A 21581-nucleotide genomic window follows, 5' to 3' on the forward strand; every position below is an offset into this window, starting at 1 on the left:
TATTTAGATGAAACATATGATTAGACAATTGAGTTTAGCTGTCTTCATGGGATTGTGCAGTGCGGTGAGCATGGCAGATGTTGCAACGGTTAGTAAAAATGTCAAACAACAGCATCCGCAACTGAAATTAGACAATATTCAAGCCACAGAAATGAAAGGTATTTATAGTGCCTCTATGGATGGTCAAGTGGTGTATTTGAATGAAGATGCGCAACATATTTTGGCGGGTTCAATGATTCGTTTAAAGGATCAGCATAACCTGACCAAAGATTTATTAATCCAACAAAATAGTGTCGATTGGAAAAAGTTACCGTTACAAGATGCAATCAAAAGTGTGCGAGGTACTGGAAAACGACAGATTGCGATCTTTTCTGACCCAAATTGCCCATATTGTAAACAGCTTGAGGCTGAATTAAAAAAGCTGAATAATATTACTATTTATACCTTTATTTTGCCGTTAAAAGCGCATTCTGTTGCGCCGTCTAAACAGGTATATTGTGAGAAAAACCCTGCTCTTGCTTGGGAAAACCTGATCACAAAAGCGCAATTGCCTACCAGTCAAAGCAGTTGTGCCAACCCTGTGGAACGCAACATGGCTTTAGCGCATCGTTTAGGTGTAAGCGGTACGCCTGCGATTATTTTCTCGAATGGCTTTAAAGTCATGGGCGCATATCCTGCGGCACAAATTGAACAGATTTTTAAAGAATTCGATCTTTAAGAACGGCTATTTTGATCTGATATTGGCAAATACAGTTATAACATGTATCTCAGAGCAAACCTGAAATTCGTGATTGCAAAGTAGATCTAAAAAACCGCCTCAAATTTGGGCGGTTTTTTATTGAGAGAAGATATTTGTCTGAAAAAATTACAGGAGTTAATATAGGATTTAAGCACGAGATTTTTTCGTAAAAATATTATAAATAAACAGAATAATCAGCGCACCAATGATGGAAGCAATAAAACCTGCGGCAGAACCATCACCATATAATCCCATCATACGACCTGCATAGGTTGCTAATAAAGATCCTGCAATCCCAAGTAAGGTGGTGACAATAAACCCTGCTTTATCATCTCCAGGATGAATTGCACGGGCGATTAAACCTGCAATAAAACCCACCACAATTGCGACTATTAATGACCACATGAGCAGCTCCTTGTTATCTTTGTTTATGTTTTACATCATGTTTCAGACTTATCTTTGCCGAAAAATCGCAAGGAAAATAGTCGAATAATGCTACAGCATGTTGTGTTTTTGTCCTGTTAGATAGATGAAGTGCAAATTGTAGCCATAAAAAAAGTGATCTGAAACGATCACTTTTTAAAGCGTGGCGTGTTTGCTTTATAAGCCAATTTCGCCAATAAATGGAATATGACGATATTTTTGGTCATAATCTAAGCCATAACCGACAATGAATCTATCTTCAATTTCAAAGCCCATAAATTTAACTTCAAGCTCAATTTCACGGCGTGATGGCTTGCTAATTAAGGTACATAGCTCAATTGAATTTGGTTCACGGGTTTGCAAAATTTCCATGACTTTATTTAGGGTGTTGCCCGAGTCGATAATATCTTCAACTACCAAGACATCTTTACCGCGAATTTCACCATCTAAATCTTTTAAAATTTTCACATCACGTGATGATACAGTGCCCCCGCCGTAGCTAGATACAGTCATAAAATCTAGTTCATGCGGCTTGTGAATGGTGCGGCATAAATCTGCCATGAACAAGACAGAGCCACGTAATAAGCCAATTAAAACCAACTCTTTGTCGCTATTGGCATAGTGAGCATTAATTTTTTGACCAAGTTCCTGAACTTTTGTTTGGATTTCTTGTGCAGAAATCAAAACCTGCATTTCAACTGTCATGGGTAGATACCTAAAAAGCAAAAATAAAAAAGGTGTTGACCTGCAACACCTCAAAATATGCTTAATTTTAATATATCTTGCGTGATGTTGCACGTGCTTGCATGGTTAAAATAGCATCATTTTTGTGCAGAATGAGAATCTGAGCGTAACAACAAGGTACAACCGAGTATCAGCATTGCCCATCCTATAGCTTTCATATACGTGGGTTGTGCAGGTTTAGCCACCTGTTGCTGAGTTTTGATCGGGTTGGTAGTAGGCACGTTGTCCATAAATATAGGTCGCATGAATATTACGGTCATCTGCTAAAGTAATGAGGGCAAATAGTGCATCTTCAAGATGTTTGGCACGTTGTTGTCGTAAGCGTTGTAAAGCTGTGGCATTTAAATCGAGCACTACAAAATCGGCTTCTTTGCCTACTTTAAAATTACCTAGTTTATCGTCTAAGTCCAAAGCTTTGGCAGCACCTAATGTGGCGTGATACAACGCTTCAAAAGCAGAGAGTTTTGCCCCTTGCAGTTGTTGCACTTTATAGGCTTCATTGAGGATATGCAGTACATTAAAAGAAGTGCCTGCGCCAATATCTGTACCTAAACCGACCTTCACCTGTCGCTCCCAAGTTTTATGTAATGGGAATAAACCGCTGCCTAAAAATAAATTGGAGCTTGGGCAAAAGGCAATTGCAGAATCGGTATGATGCAAACATTGCCACTCATGCTCTTCTAAATGCACACAATGCGCAAAAACCGAACGTGAACCTGTTAAACCATAGTGATGATAAACATCTAAATATCCATTTTGCTCTGGAAATAATTGTTTGACCCATGCAATTTCATTGTGATTTTCACTTAAATGGGTATGCACATAAACATCGGGATATTCGGCTTTAAGTTGCCCCGCCCGTACGAGTTGTTCAGGGCTAGAAGTGGGTGCAAAACGTGGGGTAATCGCGTAGAGGTTACGTCCTTTTCCATGCCATTTTTCAATCAAGGCTTTAGAGTCTTTATAGCCTGTGTCTGCGCTATCACACAATGCTTCGGGCGCATGCCGATCCATCAGCACTTTGCCTGCAATTAAGCGCATTTGATGTTGTGTAGCCGCCTCGAATAACGCATCTACCGATTCAGGATGTACCGTACAAAACACCAAGGCTGTGGTGGTGCCATTTTTAAGTAATTCCTGCACAAAAAATTGTGCAATCTGATCGGCATAGGCTTTATCTGCAAATTGCAGTTCAGTCGGAAAAGTATAAGTATTCAGCCATTCCAGTAATTGTTCACCATACGCGCCAATCATTTCGGTCTGTGGAAAATGAATATGAGTGTCGATGAAGCCAGGCACTATGAGATGGCCAGGATAGTGCTGGAACTCTGTGTTGGCGTTTAGCTGTGCCTGCCCTTCTTGCCATGAACCAAACCACTGAATTTTGCCTTGTTCACAAATTAACAAGCCATCCCCTATATAACGGACTTGTTCTGAAATTTGATCGGCTTGGCTGACGCAGTTTTTGAAATCAAGAAAGCGACCACGAATTGCGGTGCGTTGTACAGGAGATGGCATAAATAACCTACATTTTTCATTTTTTCAAGAGATTGTACCTTAAATGTAGCTTGCAGCAGTACGATAAAATTTATCGTACGGTAAATTAAAACTTAGCGTAATGAATACAAAAAGCCTTCTCGAAAGAAGGCTTGCAACGATGATGAGGAATGTTAAATTTTATAATGTGGTTTCATGGTGTTTACGACTATGTCGAATTGATAACCACGCAGTGATTGTCAGTACAAGTACAATAAAGCCGAGTGAAATCCAGATAGGCATGTGGAACACATCTAACATCAGCATTTTAAAGCCAATAAATAGCAGAATTAAACCCAGTCCATACGGCAAATAATGCATTTTAGTGGCTGCTCCTGAGAGCAAGAAAAACATGGCACGTAAGCCCAAAATAGCCATAAGATTTGCGGTGAGTACAATAAACGGATCGGTAGTCACCGCAAAAATTGCAGGGATGGAATCCACGGCAAAAATAACGTCAGATGCTTCGACCAAAATTAAAACTAAAAATAATGGCGTTGCCCAAAGTACACCATTTTGGCGAACAAAGAATTTGTCTTGTTGTAGTGTTGGGGTGATCCGCATGTGTTTGCGTAACCATTTCAATAATGCCATATCTTCAATATTGCTGGCTTCTTGTTCTGGGCCTTTTAAGAATTTAAAGCCTGTATACACCAAAAATGCGCCAAAAATATACAAAATCCAAGAGAATTCTTGTATGAACCAAGCCCCAATAAAAATAAAAATGGTTCTGAGAATAATTGCGCCCAGTACGCCGTAGAGTAAAATTTTACGCTGTAAGCCCGGTGGAATGGCGAATGCGGCGAAGATCATCATCCACACGAATACATTATCTATCGCCAGTGATTTTTCCAGTAAATAACCCGCAAAGTATTCCATGACTTTGGTATTGGCGACTTCTAGCCCAACGCTGTGTTTAAGATAAAGCCATAAACCGCCACCAAATAAAGCTGCCACACTGACCCAGGCGATACTCCAATACGCAGCGGTTTTGACTTTGACCGATTCGCCTGCTTTTTGTTTAAAGCCTAAGAGGTCGATAGCGAGCATGACTGCAACAATTGCAAAAAAGACTAGGTATAGCCATAAATTGCCGATAGATTCCATAAAATCTCCCCCATCAGACAACTGGCCACAAAAAAACCTTGACCTATTGTCAGATGATTTCAAACATCTGTAACAACATGATCAAGGTCTTGCCTACATAGCGCGCACTTGAATCAACAAGTAGGTCACTATGCTCAGCGTCCGACTTTTTGCAAAGTGTAATGACGAAACGCTGACACGTTAAAATTATATTTTAACGCTTGGAGGAGGCTACTCCCCTTGTTCAACATAATTTGGGATTAGGACGTTGCCTAAATCTGCGTAAAGCATTACATAATTTTAAATGTTGTGCAATTTATTTTGCACGGTAAATCACTTTAATTTGTATTGTACAAATTCAGCACAATACTTCGTCAAGATTGTGGCAAATTGAAAAAAATAGATTTAGTTTGATAGGTGGACTTATGCAAATTCAACATCAACAAACCCAACGTGGTGGCGAGTTTTTTATTGAGCGAGATGGTCGGCATATCGCTGAAATTACTTATCAATATCAAGATGATCACACTATTTTAGCAGATCACACTTGGGTCGATTCGACATTACGTGGTCAAGGGGTTGCCCGTCAACTATTAGATATTTTGGTCGCCTTTGCACGTGAAAAGCAGCTAAAAATTGTGCCTGTTTGCTCTTATGTTGAGACGGCATTTGAAACGGATACACAATATGCCGATGTTGTGGCTTAAAAAATTATTTTTTAATCGCTATGGTTGAGCTGACCTGTTTTTCTACAAACACTTTTTTAAAGTAGATCAACAGGTAAGGTATTGCATACATTCCAATCAGCATGCTGAATAAGAAGAATTTCAGCATCACCGAATCATTCAGTGCAATACATAAACCACTGATAAGCGCAATACAAAACCAGTGGAAAAAAAATGAGCTCACCCACTGCTTTAAACTTAGCCCTAATACAAAAGATGAAATGAGTATATTTGTTTCTTCATTCAGACCTAAACGGTGAAAGCCAATCAGCATGCAAAAATAAACAATTAATAAAAATGATGTGGTAAGCACGTGTTTGAGCATGACTTTCTCCAAAACTAAACCAAAACCGTACTTTCAATGCAATGTATGTTAAAAGATGCTACACATACACCATAGTGGTAAACGTAGGGTTGAATTGTCAGTCATAAATTACAATTGATTAAAAAATAATCAAAACCACAAAATAATGAGTGATTATTTGAGTCTATTATCTTAATTTCATGACTACTTTTACATTAACAAGAGTGTGATATGTTAATCAGGTTGTGTTACGCGAGTACCCGATCAGAGCATCAAAATGATTTACTCCAAGAAATCAGTGATATTTTGGCAACAGCTCGTCAATTTAATGCTGCACAACACATTAATGGGGTACTTTATTATGCTGAGGGTCATTTTTTTCAGTGTTTAGAAGGTGAACAACAGCAGCTCGAGCAATTATTTGAGCGTATTCAACAGGACCCGCGCCACCGTGATGTCTTTCGCTTCCCTGACCAAATACTTGAGCATGTCCATTTTTCAGAATGGTCTATGAAATATGTGCATAGACATAGTCAAATTTCGAGTTTATTTAAAAAGCTCGGCTTTGATGTTTTTCTACCACATCGTTTGGATGAAAAGACGGTACAGCAATTTTTAGCTTTACTTTTGGATTTAGAACAAACCATCTTGCCTGAAAAATCTCAACGGGGTTATAAAAATAGAGATTATTCAAACTTTTTCTGAATTTAGTTTGTAGGGCATTAGGGTCATTTGCCTCTATCTATTGAAAACGGTTTAAATGTTAAAAAGCCAATCTACAGCATGCAGATTGGCTTTTTTATCATGCAATAAAGTCAAGATTATTTGTCATTAATTATCACTTTCAGGGCTTTTTCATTTGAACTATGTTTAAACATATCATAGGCTTTTTCAAATTCTGAAAATTAAAATGGTCTGTTGCTTATTTTTCTCAAGGCAATTTAGCTGAACAGCAATTTTTTTAGCAGCATGGCTGTCGTATATTGGCATTCACCTAACCCGTGGTGATGGTCAAGATTTTAATCCAGAGTTTGTTTAACTCAAAATTTACGACTTGCCCTTTGTGCGCCACATTGGCAATATGTCTGCCTGCTTTGACGACATTTTGTCAAATATTCCAAGTTGCTTCGGCACTGATAGTTCCATGGCGCAGTCTACTCCACGACCACCTGTAATTTCTAAAATACGTTAAACCGCATCTTCTTCTGCCTAGGTATCATCAATGTTATATCCCATGATCTATCCACCTTCATTTTGGAGTGTGCATAGAGGTGTTTTTGACAGTTTTCACATGTACTACAACGGCTGGCACAAGAAATGACGCCCCATGTCGCCTTTTTTTGAAATTTTTGATTGCTGAACCAACTTCTTCAACCATCCCGATGCCTTCGGGACCTAAAACATAGCCATCAAATTGCCTCACTTGGCAATTACAGTGTCTTGAAATTCTGGGTTTTACCTTGCCAAATGCCTCAGTCAGTACTGCAAATTGTAGTTTTGGTTAGCAATCAAGTCATCTATTGATTGTAAAATTTCTGGACATAGGTGTTCTTCAAAATCAATATGATGGGCGCCGTGGTAGACCGTGGCATTCATTGTATTTGAGATGGTGACTATATTTGTTAGTAATGGTGATGAAAGACATCCAGCAGCCAAGCTGTTGCAATTGCGATACTCGCAGGAAGTTATCTTTCTAAAGTAATAGATCAAGATAATAAGTTACTGAGCAGTATATTTATTTTTAAAAATTATAATATATAAATTTATAATTAATATAGGAATCCCCTAATTTTTGCTAAAAACAGGGGATTTTGAAAGAGATTTCACGTGGTTGAAGCGACTTTAAGCCGTGTGTTGCAAAGCTTGAATGAGTTTTTGATGTAAACCACCAAATCCACCATTTGACATAATCACCACTGCATCGCCCTCACCTGCTTGGCTCACGATTTTTTGAATAATTTCATCCAACGTATTGGCCACCACTGCATGATTGCGAGCAGCCGCAACCACAGGCTGTAAATCCCAGTCTAGACCTTCAGGTTGATACCAAATCACAGCATCCGCCAAACGTGCCGAATCCGCCAAGCCTTCTTTATGACTGCCCATGCGCATGGTGTTGGAACGTGGCTCAATAATCGCCCAAAGCTTACGTTCACCCAAACGCTTACGTGCGCCGTCCAGTGTGGTTTCAATTGCGGTTGGATGGTGGGCAAAGTCATCATAGACTTCAATGCCGCGTATGGTGCTTAATAACTCCATACGGCGTTTCACCCCACCAAAATTGGACAGTGCTGTACATGCGGTTTCGATTGCAACCCCAACATGCTCTGCTGCGGCGATGGTTGCTAAGGCATTGGCGACACTGTGCTGTCCGGTCATATTCCAGCGCACTTCACCTTGTAGCACACCATTTTTCAGGACTTTAAAATGTGAACCATCTGCTGCAAGTTGTTCTGCATACAGTTCCGCTTGTGAATCTGCATTGAGCGAAGTACGTAGCACAGGTGTCCAACAGCCCATTTCTAACACTTCATCAATATGGGTTTCTGTAATTGGGGCAATAATGCGCCCTTCACTTGGGATGGTACGCACCAAATGATGGAATTGTTTTTGAATTGCGGCCAAATCATCAAAAATATCGGCATGGTCAAATTCAAGGTTATTTAAAATGGCGGTTTTAGGGTGGTAATGTACGAACTTAGAGCGTTTATCAAAAAATGCAGAGTCGTATTCATCAGCTTCGACACAGAAATATTTACCTGCACCCAAACGTGCACTTTCACTAAAGCCTAAAGGAACGCCACCAATTAAAAAGCCTGGTTCCAAGCCTGCCTGATCCAAGACCCACGCCAACATGGTGGTGGTGGTGGTTTTGCCATGCGTACCTGCAACGCCCAGTACGTGCTTGCCTTGCAAGACATGATCGGCCAAAAATTGCGGGCCAGAAATATACGGTAAACCTGCATTCAGCATATATTCAACCGCATCAATCCCACGTTTCATGGCATTGCCCACAATCACCAAATCTGGATGCGGCTGTAAATGACTGCGGTCATAACCTTGCATTAAAGTAATGCCTGCATTTTCCAGTTGAGTCGACATTGGTGGATAGACGTTTTGGTCTGAACCTGTGACGGTATGTCCTAAATCGCGGGCCAAAAGTGCCAAAGAGCCCATAAATGTGCCACAAATACCCAAAATATGCAGATGCATTCCGCCTTACTCCACTGCTTTTATAGACACATCACGTATTTTTGTGCTGTTGTCGTGATTAATTTGATTTGAAGCAACGATAGCAAGGGTTTTGGCGAAAAGATAGTGATTCTTGTATCTCATTTCAGAGATTTTTCAGTGCTGAATTTGCGCCAAAGGATGTAAAAAATTTCTGCTTTTGCATTTTTCATGGCAAATAGCTCGTAAAATAAAACTGAATTTTTAAGTTAGTACGACACAATGTCTTCAGCACTTTTACTTTTGGTGATTGCAAACTGTTTTATGACCTTGGCGTGGTATGGCCATCTCAAGTTTTTACCGCATGATGCTCCGCTGTGGCAGGCAATTTTATTCAGTTGGGTGATTGCCCTGTTTGAATACAGTTTGATGATTCCAGCTACCCGTTTGCTGGCGCAACATGGCTGGGCAGTTGGTCAAATGAAAATTACCCAAGAAGTTGTGACTTTATTGGTGTTTGTACCGTTTATGATTTTTCTATTTAAGCAACCTTTTAAACTGGATTATTTATGGGCAGCTTTATGTTTATGTGGCTGCGTGTATTTTGTGTTTCGTGCACCTTAAAGATGAGTTTTACTTCACTTGAATAGCTTTAGGTTCCCCTATTTTGTTTGACTGTTTTCAATTCTTTAAAAATAACCTGATAAAAATAATCAAAAAAGTCGCTTGAGTCGCCGTGTTCAATTTTAACAAGTCGAAAAATCAGTCTATAATGTGGAGTTCTTATTCAAGCTTGGCTTTCTCGCCTGAATTTCTCTTTCCTTAGTTTCGTTTCTGGAATATTTGTAATGAACGCGGCCGCTGCACAAGACGCTCCTCTCGTTGGAATTATCATGGGTTCTCAATCGGATTGGGCAACTCTCGAACACACTGCCAATATGCTGAAGCAGCTTGGTGTCCCATTTGAAGCGGAAGTCGTTTCTGCACACCGTACCCCAGATCGCTTATTTGAATATGCTGAACAAGCGCGTGATCGTGGCATTCAGGTGATTATTGCAGGCGCTGGTGGTGCCGCACACTTACCAGGTATGTGTGCAGCTAAAACTGATTTACCTGTTTTAGGTGTGCCAGTGAAATCTTCAATTTTAAATGGTGTCGATTCATTACTTTCAATTGTGCAAATGCCTGCGGGTATTGCGGTAGGTACATTGGCGATTGGTCCTGCGGGAGCAACCAATGCGGCAATTATGGCAGCCCAAATTTTAGGTTTAACCCGTCCAGAGATTGCACAAAATGTTGTCAATTTCCGTGCCGCGCAAACTGAGAAAGTTTCAAGCAACAATATTCCAGGTCAGGCTTAAGCGGGACAATTACTATGGATAAGACCATCGGTATTTTTGGTGGCGGTCAATTGGGTCGCATGATGGCACAAGCGGCTTTACCCTTGAATATTCAATGTACCTTTTTTGAAGCCAGTCCAGATTGCCCAGCGGCAACCTTGGGTCAGGTTTTTGCCAGCAAAAGCGAAAATAGCCTACAAGATTTTATACAGAGTGCCGATATATTCAGCCTTGAGTTTGAAAATACTCCGTTGGCTGATGTTGATGTATTGATTAAGCACAAAGACTTGCATCCACCACGTCAGGCTTTGGCAATTGCCCAAAACCGCTTGCTGGAAAAAGGCTTATTTGATGAATTGGCGATTCCTGTTGCGCCGTATCAAGCGGTCAACTCGCTGGAAAGTTTACAGGCTGCTGTAGCTGAACTCGGTCTGCCAATTGTGCTAAAAACCGCAACAGGCGGCTATGATGGCAAAGGTCAGTTTGTACTGCGCAGTGCAGATCAGATTGAACAAGCTTGGGCTGAATTAGGCCCTGCAGGCAGCTTGATTGCAGAAAGTTTTGTAACTTTTTCACGTGAAGTATCTATTATTGCGGTGCGTGGTCAAAATGGTGAAGTTAAAACTTGGCCCTTGGCAGAAAACCATCATCACAACGGTATTTTATCGCACTCGATTGTACCAGCACCAAACAGCGCAGACTTACAGCCTGTGGCGCAAGACTACATCACTCGCCTGCTCAATCACTTAAATTATGTTGGTGTATTAACGCTAGAGCTATTTGTCACTGACAAAGGCTTGTRTGCMAAYGAGATGGCACCWCGTGTGCATAACTCAGGTCACTGGTCAATTGAAGGYGCKGTRTGTTCRCAGTTTGARAACCATATWCGWGCTGTWGCAGGKTTACCGTTAGGCTCAACTGAAGTGGTACGTCCAACGGTGATGGTCAATATTATTGGTCAGCATCCCAAAACTGAAGATGTGTTGGCATTGAATGGCGCACATTTGCATTTGTACAATAAAACTGAGCGTGAAGGCCGTAAAATTGGGCATATTACTTTAATGCCGAATGATGCCGCTGAATTGACAGATTTATGCCGCCAATTGGCAAAAATTTTACCAAATCCATTGGCGCTCAGTGCTGATATGAGCTTGTAAATTTAAAAATGACACCAAAGCGCTCATCACGATGAGCGCTTTTTTATACTTTCACGTTTTTATTCTGCCTATTTTTAAGGTGTTCTACCGTTAATCTGTCTAGGATTGACGCTGCACTTTTAGGTTGATTAAGATAGATCAGGCTGAATAAGCAACCATCACCGTAGCAAAGCAATACTTAAAATAAAAATGCGCACAAGTCTGATGGGAAACAGATGATAATTATGAATTCAAAACTTTAAATTCAAATAGCGCGTTTTAAATTTAAAGCGATGCTTCAACTTTGAATTTAAATATCAGAAATGAATTTAAAGATAGATCTGCAGTTTTGAATTTAAATAAAGTAGCGGCTCTTTTGATCTTTAAATTTAAAAAGCTACTTTTAAATTCAAAGTAATACATCATAAATATGCAGTGAATGTCGTGTTTTGTGGATAACTTGGGTTGGTTTAATTTGAATTTAAACTTTTAAATTTAAAAGTCTTATCATGTGTTGTGATTTTGAATTTAAAAATGTGAGATGCCGTACTTGTGGATAAGTGTTTTAAATTTAAAATGAGAAAATGAATTTAAAACTGTGTAAATGAATTTAAAGTTACAGATTTTCATCTGATCTCTGTGGCTGAAGGTGTTATGGTAAAGCCAAGATTTAAATTCAAAACACATCAAAGGGTATTATGCATCGTTTCGCTGTGATTTTTGCGACAGCTGCCATGGCAGCTACTCAGGTTCAGGCAGAACTGATTATCAATGGAAAATCTGTCACCGTAACACCAACGGTCAGTACATCTGCAAATTTTCAACCACAAAACCATTTTCAAAGTTGTTTGGCCAATTTACGCAGCCAAGCCATTGCCAAAGGGGTGAGTGGCAGCAGTTATGATCGCTATACTCAAAATCTCAGCCCAGATTATTCCGTCATTGAGCGTTTAAATTACCAACCTGAATTTTCTACGCCAATCTGGGATTATCTCTCAGGCTTGGTCGATGATGAGCGCGTGCAGGCAGGACAGCAGAAATTGGCACAGCACCGTGATGTGCTCAATCGTGTTGCAGCAGCCTATGGCGTACCTGCAGAAACCGTAGTGGCGGTTTGGGGTGTAGAAAGTAACTTTGGTGCGATTTCAGGATCCTATCCATTATTGCAAGCGCTAGGTACCTTGAGCTGTGAAGGACGMCGTCAAAGCTATTTCCGAGGTGAGTTTTTTACCACCATGCGTTTATTGCAACGTGGTGATGTCACTGAATCACAATTAAAAGGCTCATGGGCAGGGGCGTTTGGGCATACTCAGTTTATGCCATCGACCTATGATGAGTTGGCGGTCGATTTTGATGGTGATGGTCGCCGTGACTTAGTATCTAGTATTCCAGATGCTTTGGCTTCCACTGCTAACTTTTTAAAACGCCGTGGCTGGCAAACAGGGCATCCGTGGGGCTTTGAGGTGAATGTTCCTGCCGGCATGTCGTTAAGTGGAGAAGGGCGACGTAATAAAAAATCCCTCAGTAGTTGGGTCAACTGTGGATTAACTCGTGCAGATGGCTCAGCTTTAATTCAGGGCAATTTGTCGGGCAGTAGTCAGGCTGGTTTAATGGCACCTGCAGGTGCGAATGGCCCTGTATTCTTAGTGTTTAGAAACTTCGATGCCATTTATAGCTATAACGCAGCAGAAAGTTATGCCTTAGCGATTGCGCATTTATCAGATCGTTTAATGGGGCAGTCTGCATTCCGCACCGCTTGGCCAACCGATGATGCAGGTACATCCCGCGCAGAACGCCGTGAAATTCAACGCTTTTTGTTAAGTCGTGGTTRTGACATTGGTGAAGTGGATGGTTTAATTGGCGACAAAACCCGTCAAGCGATTCGTCAGGAACAGATTCGACTCGGCTTAGCTGCAACAGGTCGGGCAGGGCAGCAAATTTTAAGAGCGTTTCGTAATGAAGCGGCCAAACAAATGATGCAATAAGTGGTTGCGATTGCATAAAAAAGGTCTGCGAATATGCAGACCTTTTTAATTTCTGTCTTAAAACAGGTGTTTAAGGTTCAATTTTCACCGCTTCAAGTAAATCAAAAATCACAGTTGTGACATCTTGGCTTAATTCTTTGTTATTAAAAATTTCATAAGCTGAAATGGTGATGTCGGTATCACTTGGCAGCAAACGCTGTTCTTCTTCAATCAGGTGTTCAATTGGTAATAAGGTCTGTCTAACCTCAAGATGCAAAATATCTTTATATTCAATATTTTCATCTTCAAGTTCAATCACTTGCTCATTAAAATACGGCAATAAAATCGAGTGGAGACAAGGTTGAAGCTCAACAATATCAAAAATTTCGATATCACGGCTTTGTTCAATCGTGCTGATGTGGTCATTTACTTCAATCAGGATATGGTAGTAACTCACATGAATCTCCACAGATCGTTCGGGGTTATACAGAGCCTTCACAATAACATGAAATGAGTAAATTTGCTGCCTTTGCACGTGTAAGGGATATGCAACTATCGTACAGGGTGAGGGGAGTTTTGTGTTTTAGTCACTTCAGTTTGCCAAATTGCTTAACGCCGTGCATGGAGTAAATCGAGATCCGCAGGACGCAGTTGGAAATTCTGTAACTGCTGATCTTTTAGCATTGGATACATTAAGGCATAAGGGTCGTTATGGTGTGCTAAACCTAAAGCATGGCCGAATTCATGCGCCAAAGTTAAGCGTAAATCATCTTTAGATTGAAACTCATAAATCCGAATGGCTTGACCATCAAAACTGCCTTTATCAAATAAACGTGGCTGAAAGCGTGCATTAAATTGCTGGATGGATACATCAATGTCCTGATTAAGTTGATTGAGGGCATCGACTTGTTGGTTAAGTTGGTTAATTTGTTGATTAAATTGCGCTATTTCGTATTCTAAACTCCACATGCGTTGCTGGATTTCTTGTTTTTTGGCTGCAAAAATTTCCTGCTGTGAGGAATGTAGCCCACCATTTTGGTTAATCTGTTGTACTTGACGATTGTATTGTTCAAGTTGTTGTTCAAATTGCATTTTTTTGGCATCAAGCTGTTGATTTTTAACTTCAATTTCTTGTTTTAGTGCTTGAATATTTTGGTTTTGATTGTTCCAGTATTGTTGGCGTTGTTGAATGACTGTAAGTTGCTGTTGGCGTTGGTTGGATTCATCTTGACGTTGATCATAAATCAAGTGAATGGCGAGCTTGGCATTTGGATCATATACAAAATAATCCTGTCCCGTCCCTTGTGACCAGATCTGGGTGGCTTCCTGACTCAATTGCAGTACATCGGCATGGCTTAAGCCAAAACGCGGGTCGACTTCAGCAATACGATAACGTAAGCGAGTATCTAAAGGGTGTTGTAAACGATCCAGTGCAGTATTGTGCCGTGTATGCGGATGCTGAATATTTTGATAAATCATCAAGATAGAAAATAGTATGATTGCACCAAACAGAAACAAACGCATTGCTAGCGACATCCTCTTTTGCATTAACTGTAGCCGAAAATAGGGCAGTAACTCAATCGATTTGCGGTTGGCGCATCATTTTGTCTGCTGTATTTGGTTGGGTTTGTAGTTGTCTGTTCTCTTTCATTTAAATCTGCGTCTTAAAGTCAGTGTAACGAGCATTGAAAAGAAAAACCGCGCTGCAATTGCTTGCAGCGCGGTTTCTGATGTGCGTTAAAGCGACAAATTATTTTTTGTCATCTTTGACTTCTGTGAATTCAGCATCTACAACGCCATCATCGGCTTTTTGTTGACCTGCGTCACCGCCAAAGGCATTCTGATCAAAACCTTGTGCACCGCCTTGACCTTGTGCAGCTTCATACGCACGTTGCGTAATTGGCATGATGATGTTTTGCAATGCTTCAGTTTTCGCTTTGATTGCATCTACATCATTTTCTTTGGTTGTCGCTTCAAGCTCAGTGACTGCAGTTTCAATCGCAGTTTTCTCATCAGCAGTCACTTGTTCACCAAGATCTTTGACTGCTTTTTGAGCAGAAGAAACTAAAGCATCCGCTTCGTTACGTGCTTTTGCAAGTTCTTCAAACTTACGATCTTCTTCAGCATTCGCTTCAGCATCTTTAATCATCGCTTCAATTTCGGCATCGCTCAAGCCAGAGTTTGCTTTAATTTGAATTGATTGTTCTTTGCCTGTGCTCTTGTCTTTAGCAGACACTTTCAAGATACCGTCAGCGTTAATGTCGAACGAAACTTCAATTTGTGGCACACCGCGTGGCGCAGGTGGAATGTCACCTAATTGGAAGTTACCCAACAATTTGTTTTGTTGAGCCATTTTACGCTCACCTTGGTAAACTGAAATGTCTACCGCAGGCTGGTTGTCTGCCGCTGTTGAGAACACTTGAGATTTCTTCGCAGGAATCGTCGTGTTTTTCTCAATGATTGGCGTCAACACACCGCCCATGGTTTCAATACCAAGCGTTAATGGCGTTACGTCTAAAAGTAATACGTCAGTTTTGTCACCAGACAATACCGCACCCTGAATTGCTGCACCAATCGCAACAGCTTCATCTGGGTTTACGTCTTTACGTGGCTCTTTACCAAAGAATTCTTGTACTTTTTGTTGTACAAGTGGCATACGTGATTGACCACCCACCAAAATGACGTCAGAGATGTCAGAAGTTGAAAGTCCTGCATCTTGTAGCGCAATTTTACATGGCTCAATGGTACGAGCGACTAAATCAGCAACCAAGCCTTCAAGTTTGGCACGAGTCACGTTCATTACCAAGTGCTTCGGACCTGTTGCATCTGCAGTGATGTACGGTAAGTTAATTTCAGTCGCGTTAGAAGAAGAAAGCTCGATTTTTGCTTTCTCAGCTGCTTCTTTTAGACGTTGTAGTGCCAATGGATCTTGTTTTAAGTTGAAGTTTTGCTCTTTTTTGAACTCTTCAACCAAGTATTCGATCAAGGCATTGTCAAAGTCTTCACCACCAAGGAAGGTATCACCGTTGGTGGATAGCACTTCAATTTGTTGGTCGCCATCAAGGTCTGCAATTTCAATGATCGATACGTCAAAAGTACCACCACCCAAGTCATATACAGCAACTTTACGGTCGCCTTCTTTCTTGTCCATACCAAATGCAAGTGCAGCAGCAGTTGGCTCGTTGATGATACGTTTAACTTCTAAGCCTGCAATTTTACCCGCATCTTTGGTTGCTTGACGCTGCGCATCGTTAAAGTACGCAGGTACAGTAATAACAGCTTCAGTAACTGTTTCGCCCAAATAATCTTCGGCAGTCTTTTTCATCTTTTTCAAAATTTCAGCAGAAATTTGCTGTGGCGCAAGTTTCTTGTCATTCACTTCAACCCAAGCATCACCATTGTCTGCTTTGATGATTTTGTAAGGTACAAGACCAATGTCTTTTTGTACCGCTTGGTCTTCATAACGACGACCAATCAAACGCTTAATTGCGAATAATGTGTTTTTCGGGTTAGTTACAGCCTGACGTTTTGCAGATTGACCTACAAGAATTTCGCCATCTTTGTAAGCAATAATAGATGGAGTTGTACGTGCACCTTCTGCGTTTTCAATTACTTTAACTTTGTCGCCTTCAAGTACCGCTACACATGAGTTAGTTGTACCTAAGTCAATTCCAATAATTTTAGCCATTTGGATGTTTCCTCAAAAATTCTTTTTCAATGTTTTCACTTGTTATTCGATATGAGAGCCAATCAAAATTTTTCAAGTTGTTTGGATGAAAATTTTTTATCAACTCTCGATTTTATAAGGCTTAAGCGCCAACCATCACCATTGCAGGGCGGAGTAAGCGACCATGTAAGGTGTAGCCTTTTTGTAATACGTTGCCAATTTCGTTGGCTTTTGCATTTGGATCAATCCCCACAGCTTGATGCAGGTCTGCATTGAAACCATTAGCTGTATCAATCACCACTACACCATACTTTTCTAAAGTGGTCAGTAGGGATTTTAGGGTCAGCTCCACACCTTCAGACAAAGCCGTTTTTTCATCACCATTGGCGGCAATGGCACGTTCAAGGTTGTCTACAGAATCCAACAATTCTTTCGCAAACTTTTCTAAAGCAAACTTTTTAGCGGTATCTGCTTCACGTTCCAAACGCTCTTTGGTTTTTTCTGCTTCGTAAACTGCATTGGCAGTACGTGCTTTTTCCAATTTTAGGTTTTCTTCAAGTTCGCTCAGTTGTTCTTGTAAAGACTCAACGGAAACTTCTGCTTGCTCAGTATCTTGCGCTGTTTGTTGTTCCGTTTGCGCTTGCTCAAGGTCTTGAGTTTGCTCGTTCTGCTCAGTTGCCATTGATTTACTCCGTTTAAATGGGTTTTTAAACATGTACAGTCCTTTGGCGTCAGTGCTAATGCAAACTGCGTTATTGCTGAACTGCCATGGTTTGAGAAGTTCGTAATTAGCTAAGAAATCGGGGCAGGGCAGATAAAATTCAAGCGTCTTTGCAGATTAATTTTAATTTTGCATTGAACTTTAACTAAAAATAACGTCTTTGCTGCACTTTAATATTGCAAGTGAGGGATAGTTTAAAGCAAAAAGATGCAGCATTATGGTGCTAAAAAGAAGATTTAAATCCTAAAAAGTATTTGATTTATATGGAAATTAATCTATAGCCTATGATTTTTATTTTAGCTTTGATCAAATAACCGTGCTATGGACGTGTTATGTAAGAGCTAAACCAATTATTTTAGAGAAATTAATAATTTATACGCTGCTTATTCTTTGTGCATAGATGCTATATCGCTGTAGATTCTAGTTTATTGTTAGAACTTTTTTTCGGGGCTTATCTAACTTCTGGATAAGCCCTTTTTTTCCTCATTTGTTTAGCTTTACTGCAAGACTTAATCACGATCACGTCTTTGTTCACGGTCTTTACGGTTTTCCTGCCAGCGCTTTTGTTGAGCATCGCGTTGTTGTTGCCAGCGTTTACGTGCTTCCTCACGCTTTTTTTGTTCAGCTTCAAGTTGCTGCTTACGCTTTTGCTCTAGTTGTTTGCGCTGCTGTTCCGATAAGCGTTTACGTTGTTCGGCTAAGCGTTTTCGCTCTTGTTCATAGCGTTGTTGCTGTAATTGCTGTTGTCGTTTTTGTTCCCATTCACGACGCTCAATTTCACGCTTACGACGTTCTAATTCTACCCGTTGTTGACGCTGTTGATATTCCCAACGCTGACGATCATAGTCATAACGTCGATCATCATAATCATGGCAACGTTCATAACGAGGATCATAACGGCCATCGTAGTAACCATCTTCAGGAAATGCGACACAACCTACAGCTAAAAAAGCAGTCGCACATGAAAGTAAGATTAATTTTTTAGTCATGCTCTGCCTCCTGAGCTAATTAGGTGAATTTGTCTGAAACATCAAACATAGACAGCAAGAGTGTCAATGACAATGTCATAAAAGCAGGGTAGCGTATAGCTAATGTGTATGTGTATAACGATTGAAGCACTTTTATAACAAAATGGTCACTTTGCTGTTGATCATGAAGAAATTATGAAGCATGAGGTAAATCATGCAGATATATAAAAAGGAATAGGCATGCAAATTTTGAATTCATCTCTCAAAAATAAATTGTACAAAGGACAAGGTGCTGCTGCACGTGCATTAAATAAGTTACCAAGTCGAGTTCATCATACTTTGGCTCAAGCCTTGGGTTATCCGTATCATTACCCAGACCTTGATCCATTTATTAAATGCATGATGGCGGCACAATTAAAACAAGGAAAAATTGGTTTTATTGGTGCTGACCCTGTGCAGTCTAGACAGGCATTTGATCGACAAATGCAATCTATTCTGAGCACTCCAACTGCGGTCAAACGAGTTGAAGAAATTCGTTTAAACTTGGCCAGTGGCAATATCGCAGCGCGTTATTATCATCCTGCACCCCATAAAAAACTGCCCTTAATTGTGTTTTATCATGGTGGTGGGTTTGTAGTGGGTGGTTTAGACAGCCATGACGAATTTTGTCGCTTAATGGCGGTACATGCCCATGCACAAGTGTTGAGTGTGGAATATCCACTCGCGCCTGAAGCCAGCCCACAGCAGATTATTCAAGTCTGTGAAGATGCTTTGGCATGGGCATATCAACATCGTCGAGAAATGAAAATTTTAAAAAATCGCATAGCGGTGGCAGGCGATAGCGCAGGTGGCAATATTGCTGCGGTAGTTGCACAGCGTAGTGCTCAATCAGCTTATGCACCTAACGCCCAATTTTTAATTTATCCCGCCTTAGACTTTAAGAGCCGCCATCCTTCATTCTTTGCTTATAAAGATGGTTTAGTATTGACGGGACAAGATATTGATTTTGTCACCCAGCACTATGCCACACAGCATCAGGTCGCTTTGGATGATCCAATCATTTCGCCAATTTTTGGCAAATTGAAAAAACTGGCACCTGCTTTTGTGGTCACAGCAGGACATGATGTTTTGCATGATGAAGCTGAAATTTATGCGCATAAATTGCGTCAAAATCAGGTGACGGTTAAATATGTAGAATATTTAGATCAAACACATGGTTTTATTAGTATGACCTTTGTGTCGCGTCGTGCCAAAAAAATTAGCATTGAAATGTGCAAAAATTTTAGAAAATTTTGGGATCGACCACGTAGCTAAATCTTGGGATGTCTTTACTAACCTGTTTCACGTGGAATAATTAAACGACAGTAACGATTTTTGCTTTGGGAAAAGTCAGCTCTAACTCGGGCACGTAAAAACCATAAAAGCTTACCAGTTTTTTTAAATGTCCTAAGGCTGTTGTTCTGTTGCACAGAAGACTCGGTTGAAACGAAATTTTACGAATAGTAGATAAACGACGCTGCGTAAATAAAGGATGATTTAAAATCAGCAGCTCACCATAAGCACCAATAGGGTGAGGGCGATAACCTCCCACATGACTTGAACAAAACGTCCTAAAAAAGAAGGTGTCAAGCCAAAAATAGAGTTTATTTTAAAAATTCTGGATTGAGCCAATAATTTTAAAATATAGGCTTCACCTTGAAGTTGCTACGGTGCTGGACACAGTCGGATCTGATCTGAATTATTTTTATACATAAGTTTTCCAGCGCGATAAAAAATAACCACTGATTTATTCGCATAATCTTATTAATATAGATGCAATGCAAATACAACACAGATGGATTGGTCAGCAAATGTTAAAACAAAGTGTGTTTACCATGGCAGCAATGCTTATCAGCTTCAATACGATGGCAGCCAACACCGTGGTAGAAATGACAACCAGCATGGGCAATATTGAAATCGAACTGTTTAATGATAAAGCCCCAATTTCTGCAAAGAACTTTGAAAATTATGCTAAGTCAAACTTCTATAACGGTACGATCTTCCATCGTGTCATTCCAGGCTTTATGGTGCAGGGCGGTGGTATGGATGCCAATATGCAAGAAAAGCCAACCAAAGCTACCATTCGTAATGAATCAAACAATGGTTTGAAAAATACCCGTGGAACCTTGGCGATGGCACGTATGAATCATCCGGATTCTGCCAGCAGCCAATTCTTTATTAATGTGGTAGATAACGATTTCTTAAATCGAAGTCCACGTAACGCAGGTTATGCGGTATTTGGTCAAGTCACTAAAGGGATGGATGTTGTCGATAAAATTGTGAAAGTACCCACTGGAAACTATGGCATGCACCAGAATGTACCTAAACAAGCGGTAAAAATACTCAGTGTGAAAGTAAAAGAGGCTAGCTCTACAAAATAAGCGGATTTAGATTACAAAAATATGAAAAACATATTTTTAATTTAAAATTATAGGGTTAGTGCGATTTTTGAGTATTTTTGAACCAAAATGGTGCATAAAAATCCAACATTCGTGAAAACAAGCAGTTAAAAGCGCTTGCACGTGTAGGAAATTGCCCTATAATGCACTCATCCCGACGCGAAACAGCCTACGAACTTAGCTTACAGGGTTAAGTTGTTAGAAGTGTTTTGCGTTAAAATTTCTGCTGACGAGGTAGAAATTAAGATCATTAAGAGATTATGAAGAACAACTTGTGTGGATTTTTACTGATTGATTAATCGAAATTATTTCATTGATTGATTGGTTTAAATTACTCGAAGTTTATTTGAGCGAAATTTAAGTCAGAAAATTGATGAGCCAGATTTGGAAGTTTAGATTAAAACTTCAAAATGATTTTAACTGAAGAGTTTGATCATGGCTCAGATTGAACGCTGGCGGCAGGCTTAACACATGCAAGTCGAGCGGGCGAGGTTGCTTCGGTAACTGAGCTAGCGGCGGACGGGTGAGTAAAGCTTAGGAATCTGCCTATTAGTGGGGGACAACATTCCGAAAGGGATGCTAATACCGCATACGTCCTACGGGAGAAAGCAGGGGATCA

The 21581-nt window shown here is 40.3% G+C and carries 20 protein-coding genes and 1 rRNA gene; 10 read left to right on the top strand and 11 right to left on the bottom strand.

The genetic code is table 11. The features are described 5' to 3' along the window. Positions 1 to 16 precede the first annotated feature (16 nt). Positions 17 to 718 (top strand): DsbC family protein, encoded by a 702-nt coding sequence (locus BJN41_RS10110; protein ID WP_070155012.1) that lies wholly within the window; start codon positions 17 to 19, stop codon positions 716 to 718. A 168-nt stretch (positions 719 to 886) separates the two neighbouring features. Here the strand turns inward: BJN41_RS10110 and BJN41_RS10115 are convergent, their stop codons facing one another. From BJN41_RS10115 to BJN41_RS10130, 4 genes are all read right to left on the bottom strand, one after another. Beyond that, entirely contained in the window at positions 887 to 1144 is a 258-nt protein-coding gene (locus BJN41_RS10115; RefSeq protein WP_070154982.1) for a GlsB/YeaQ/YmgE family stress response membrane protein, read from the bottom strand. Between the two features lie 195 nt (positions 1145 to 1339). Next, positions 1340 to 1867 carry a hypoxanthine phosphoribosyltransferase gene (gene hpt, locus BJN41_RS10120; RefSeq protein ID WP_070154984.1) on the bottom strand — a complete coding sequence of 176 codons (528 nt, stop codon included), beginning with the start codon at positions 1865 to 1867 and terminating at the stop codon, positions 1340 to 1342. Positions 1868 to 2083: 216 nt separating this feature from the next. Then, positions 2084 to 3424 (bottom strand): guanine deaminase, encoded by a 1341-nt coding sequence (gene guaD, locus BJN41_RS10125; protein WP_070154986.1) that lies wholly within the window; start codon positions 3422 to 3424, stop codon positions 2084 to 2086. Between the two features lie 159 nt (positions 3425 to 3583). Further along, on the bottom strand, positions 3584 to 4549 hold the full coding sequence (locus BJN41_RS10130) for a TerC family protein (protein WP_019836202.1): 966 nt from the start codon (positions 4547 to 4549) through the stop codon (positions 3584 to 3586). Positions 4550 to 4953: 404 nt separating this feature from the next. Here BJN41_RS10130 and BJN41_RS10135 point away from each other — a divergent pair, with 404 nt between their 5' ends. Beyond that, complete coding sequence (locus tag BJN41_RS10135) at positions 4954 to 5235, top strand: GNAT family N-acetyltransferase (protein WP_070154989.1); 282 nt, start codon at positions 4954 to 4956, stop codon at positions 5233 to 5235. Between the two features lie 4 nt (positions 5236 to 5239). On the opposite strand, the gene BJN41_RS10140 is transcribed toward BJN41_RS10135, so the two are convergent. Continuing rightward, positions 5240 to 5578, bottom strand: coding sequence for a hypothetical protein (locus tag BJN41_RS10140; protein WP_070154991.1), 339 nt, complete (start codon positions 5576 to 5578; stop codon positions 5240 to 5242). 210 nt (positions 5579 to 5788) lie between these two features. On the opposite strand from BJN41_RS10140, the gene BJN41_RS10145 reads away from it, so the two are divergent. Next, the gene (locus BJN41_RS10145) at positions 5789 to 6262 is read left to right on the top strand and encodes a BLUF domain-containing protein (protein ID WP_070154993.1); all 474 of its coding nucleotides are present in this window, start codon (positions 5789 to 5791) and stop codon (positions 6260 to 6262) included. A gap of 1137 nt (positions 6263 to 7399) precedes the next feature. On the opposite strand, the gene mpl is transcribed toward BJN41_RS10145, so the two are convergent. Beyond that, positions 7400 to 8770, bottom strand: a complete 1371-nt coding sequence (gene mpl, locus BJN41_RS10150; protein WP_070154995.1) for a UDP-N-acetylmuramate:L-alanyl-gamma-D-glutamyl-meso-diaminopimelate ligase — start codon at positions 8768 to 8770, stop codon at positions 7400 to 7402. Positions 8771 to 9010: 240 nt separating this feature from the next. On the opposite strand from mpl, the gene BJN41_RS10155 reads away from it, so the two are divergent. From BJN41_RS10155 to BJN41_RS10170, 4 genes are all read left to right on the top strand, one after another. Continuing rightward, on the top strand, positions 9011 to 9352 hold the full coding sequence (locus BJN41_RS10155; RefSeq protein ID WP_019836196.1) for a DMT family protein: 342 nt from the start codon (positions 9011 to 9013) through the stop codon (positions 9350 to 9352). 224 nt (positions 9353 to 9576) lie between these two features. Then, positions 9577 to 10089, top strand: coding sequence for a 5-(carboxyamino)imidazole ribonucleotide mutase (purE, locus tag BJN41_RS10160; RefSeq protein ID WP_004969800.1), 513 nt, complete (start codon positions 9577 to 9579; stop codon positions 10087 to 10089). Positions 10090 to 10103: 14 nt separating this feature from the next. Then, positions 10104 to 11225, top strand: a complete 1122-nt coding sequence (locus BJN41_RS10165; protein ID WP_070154997.1) for a 5-(carboxyamino)imidazole ribonucleotide synthase — start codon at positions 10104 to 10106, stop codon at positions 11223 to 11225. Between the two features lie 677 nt (positions 11226 to 11902). Then, a complete protein-coding gene (locus tag BJN41_RS10170) occupies positions 11903 to 13189 on the top strand; it encodes a lytic murein transglycosylase (protein ID WP_070154999.1) in 1287 nt (428 codons plus the stop codon). A gap of 70 nt (positions 13190 to 13259) precedes the next feature. Here the strand turns inward: BJN41_RS10170 and BJN41_RS10175 are convergent, their stop codons facing one another. From BJN41_RS10175 to BJN41_RS10195, 5 genes are all read right to left on the bottom strand, one after another. Beyond that, positions 13260 to 13637: a hypothetical protein gene (locus BJN41_RS10175; protein WP_162164695.1), complete on the bottom strand. Its 378-nt coding sequence runs from the start codon at positions 13635 to 13637 to the stop codon at positions 13260 to 13262. Between the two features lie 140 nt (positions 13638 to 13777). Then, positions 13778 to 14692 carry a matrixin family metalloprotease gene (locus BJN41_RS10180; RefSeq protein WP_070155001.1) on the bottom strand — a complete coding sequence of 305 codons (915 nt, stop codon included), beginning with the start codon at positions 14690 to 14692 and terminating at the stop codon, positions 13778 to 13780. Positions 14693 to 14918: 226 nt separating this feature from the next. Continuing rightward, positions 14919 to 16856, bottom strand: coding sequence for a molecular chaperone DnaK (gene dnaK, locus BJN41_RS10185; protein WP_070155003.1), 1938 nt, complete (start codon positions 16854 to 16856; stop codon positions 14919 to 14921). Positions 16857 to 16977: 121 nt separating this feature from the next. Continuing rightward, a complete protein-coding gene (gene grpE / locus BJN41_RS10190; protein ID WP_264754240.1) occupies positions 16978 to 17550 on the bottom strand; it encodes a nucleotide exchange factor GrpE in 573 nt (190 codons plus the stop codon). Between the two features lie 515 nt (positions 17551 to 18065). Continuing rightward, positions 18066 to 18545 (bottom strand): hypothetical protein, encoded by a 480-nt coding sequence (locus BJN41_RS10195; protein WP_070155007.1) that lies wholly within the window; start codon positions 18543 to 18545, stop codon positions 18066 to 18068. Positions 18546 to 18764: 219 nt separating this feature from the next. Between BJN41_RS10195 and BJN41_RS10200 the strand changes: the two genes are divergently transcribed. From BJN41_RS10200 to BJN41_RS10215, 3 genes are all read left to right on the top strand, one after another. Then, positions 18765 to 19838, top strand: a complete 1074-nt coding sequence (locus BJN41_RS10200; protein ID WP_070155009.1) for an alpha/beta hydrolase — start codon at positions 18765 to 18767, stop codon at positions 19836 to 19838. A gap of 536 nt (positions 19839 to 20374) precedes the next feature. Then, the gene (locus tag BJN41_RS10210; protein ID WP_019836810.1) at positions 20375 to 20944 is read left to right on the top strand and encodes a peptidylprolyl isomerase A; all 570 of its coding nucleotides are present in this window, start codon (positions 20375 to 20377) and stop codon (positions 20942 to 20944) included. Between the two features lie 435 nt (positions 20945 to 21379). Further along, a 16S ribosomal RNA gene (locus tag BJN41_RS10215) occupies positions 21380 to 21581 on the top strand; the annotation flags it as partial.

This window comes from Acinetobacter towneri, assembly GCF_001758345.1.
In the GTDB taxonomy this organism is placed as follows: Bacteria; Pseudomonadota; Gammaproteobacteria; order Pseudomonadales; family Moraxellaceae; genus Acinetobacter; species Acinetobacter towneri_A.

What these genes read in the sequence shown, in the direction of transcription:
- BJN41_RS10195 (WP_070155007.1), bottom strand. Translation starts at nt 18,545, where the DNA reads ATGACTAAAAAATTAATCTTACTTTCATGTGCGACTGCTTTTTTAGCT.
- BJN41_RS10110 (WP_070155012.1), top strand. Translation starts at nt 17, where the DNA reads ATGATTAGACAATTGAGTTTAGCTGTCTTCATGGGATTGTGCAGTGCG.
- BJN41_RS10210 (WP_019836810.1), top strand. Translation starts at nt 20,375, where the DNA reads ATGTTAAAACAAAGTGTGTTTACCATGGCAGCAATGCTTATCAGCTTC.
- BJN41_RS10130 (WP_019836202.1), bottom strand. Translation starts at nt 4,549, where the DNA reads ATGGAATCTATCGGCAATTTATGGCTATACCTAGTCTTTTTTGCAATT.
- guaD (WP_070154986.1), bottom strand. Translation starts at nt 3,424, where the DNA reads ATGCCATCTCCTGTACAACGCACCGCAATTCGTGGTCGCTTTCTTGAT.
- BJN41_RS10155 (WP_019836196.1), top strand. Translation starts at nt 9,011, where the DNA reads ATGTCTTCAGCACTTTTACTTTTGGTGATTGCAAACTGTTTTATGACC.
- BJN41_RS10135 (WP_070154989.1), top strand. Translation starts at nt 4,954, where the DNA reads ATGCAAATTCAACATCAACAAACCCAACGTGGTGGCGAGTTTTTTATT.
- BJN41_RS10200 (WP_070155009.1), top strand. Translation starts at nt 18,765, where the DNA reads ATGCAAATTTTGAATTCATCTCTCAAAAATAAATTGTACAAAGGACAA.
- grpE (WP_264754240.1), bottom strand. Translation starts at nt 17,550, where the DNA reads ATGTTTAAAAACCCATTTAAACGGAGTAAATCAATGGCAACTGAGCAG.
- mpl (WP_070154995.1), bottom strand. Translation starts at nt 8,770, where the DNA reads ATGCATCTGCATATTTTGGGTATTTGTGGCACATTTATGGGCTCTTTG.
- purE (WP_004969800.1), top strand. Translation starts at nt 9,577, where the DNA reads ATGAACGCGGCCGCTGCACAAGACGCTCCTCTCGTTGGAATTATCATG.
- BJN41_RS10180 (WP_070155001.1), bottom strand. Translation starts at nt 14,692, where the DNA reads ATGCGTTTGTTTCTGTTTGGTGCAATCATACTATTTTCTATCTTGATG.
- hpt (WP_070154984.1), bottom strand. Translation starts at nt 1,867, where the DNA reads ATGACAGTTGAAATGCAGGTTTTGATTTCTGCACAAGAAATCCAAACA.
- BJN41_RS10140 (WP_070154991.1), bottom strand. Translation starts at nt 5,578, where the DNA reads ATGCTCAAACACGTGCTTACCACATCATTTTTATTAATTGTTTATTTT.
- BJN41_RS10145 (WP_070154993.1), top strand. Translation starts at nt 5,789, where the DNA reads ATGTTAATCAGGTTGTGTTACGCGAGTACCCGATCAGAGCATCAAAAT.
- dnaK (WP_070155003.1), bottom strand. Translation starts at nt 16,856, where the DNA reads ATGGCTAAAATTATTGGAATTGACTTAGGTACAACTAACTCATGTGTA.
- BJN41_RS10115 (WP_070154982.1), bottom strand. Translation starts at nt 1,144, where the DNA reads ATGTGGTCATTAATAGTCGCAATTGTGGTGGGTTTTATTGCAGGTTTA.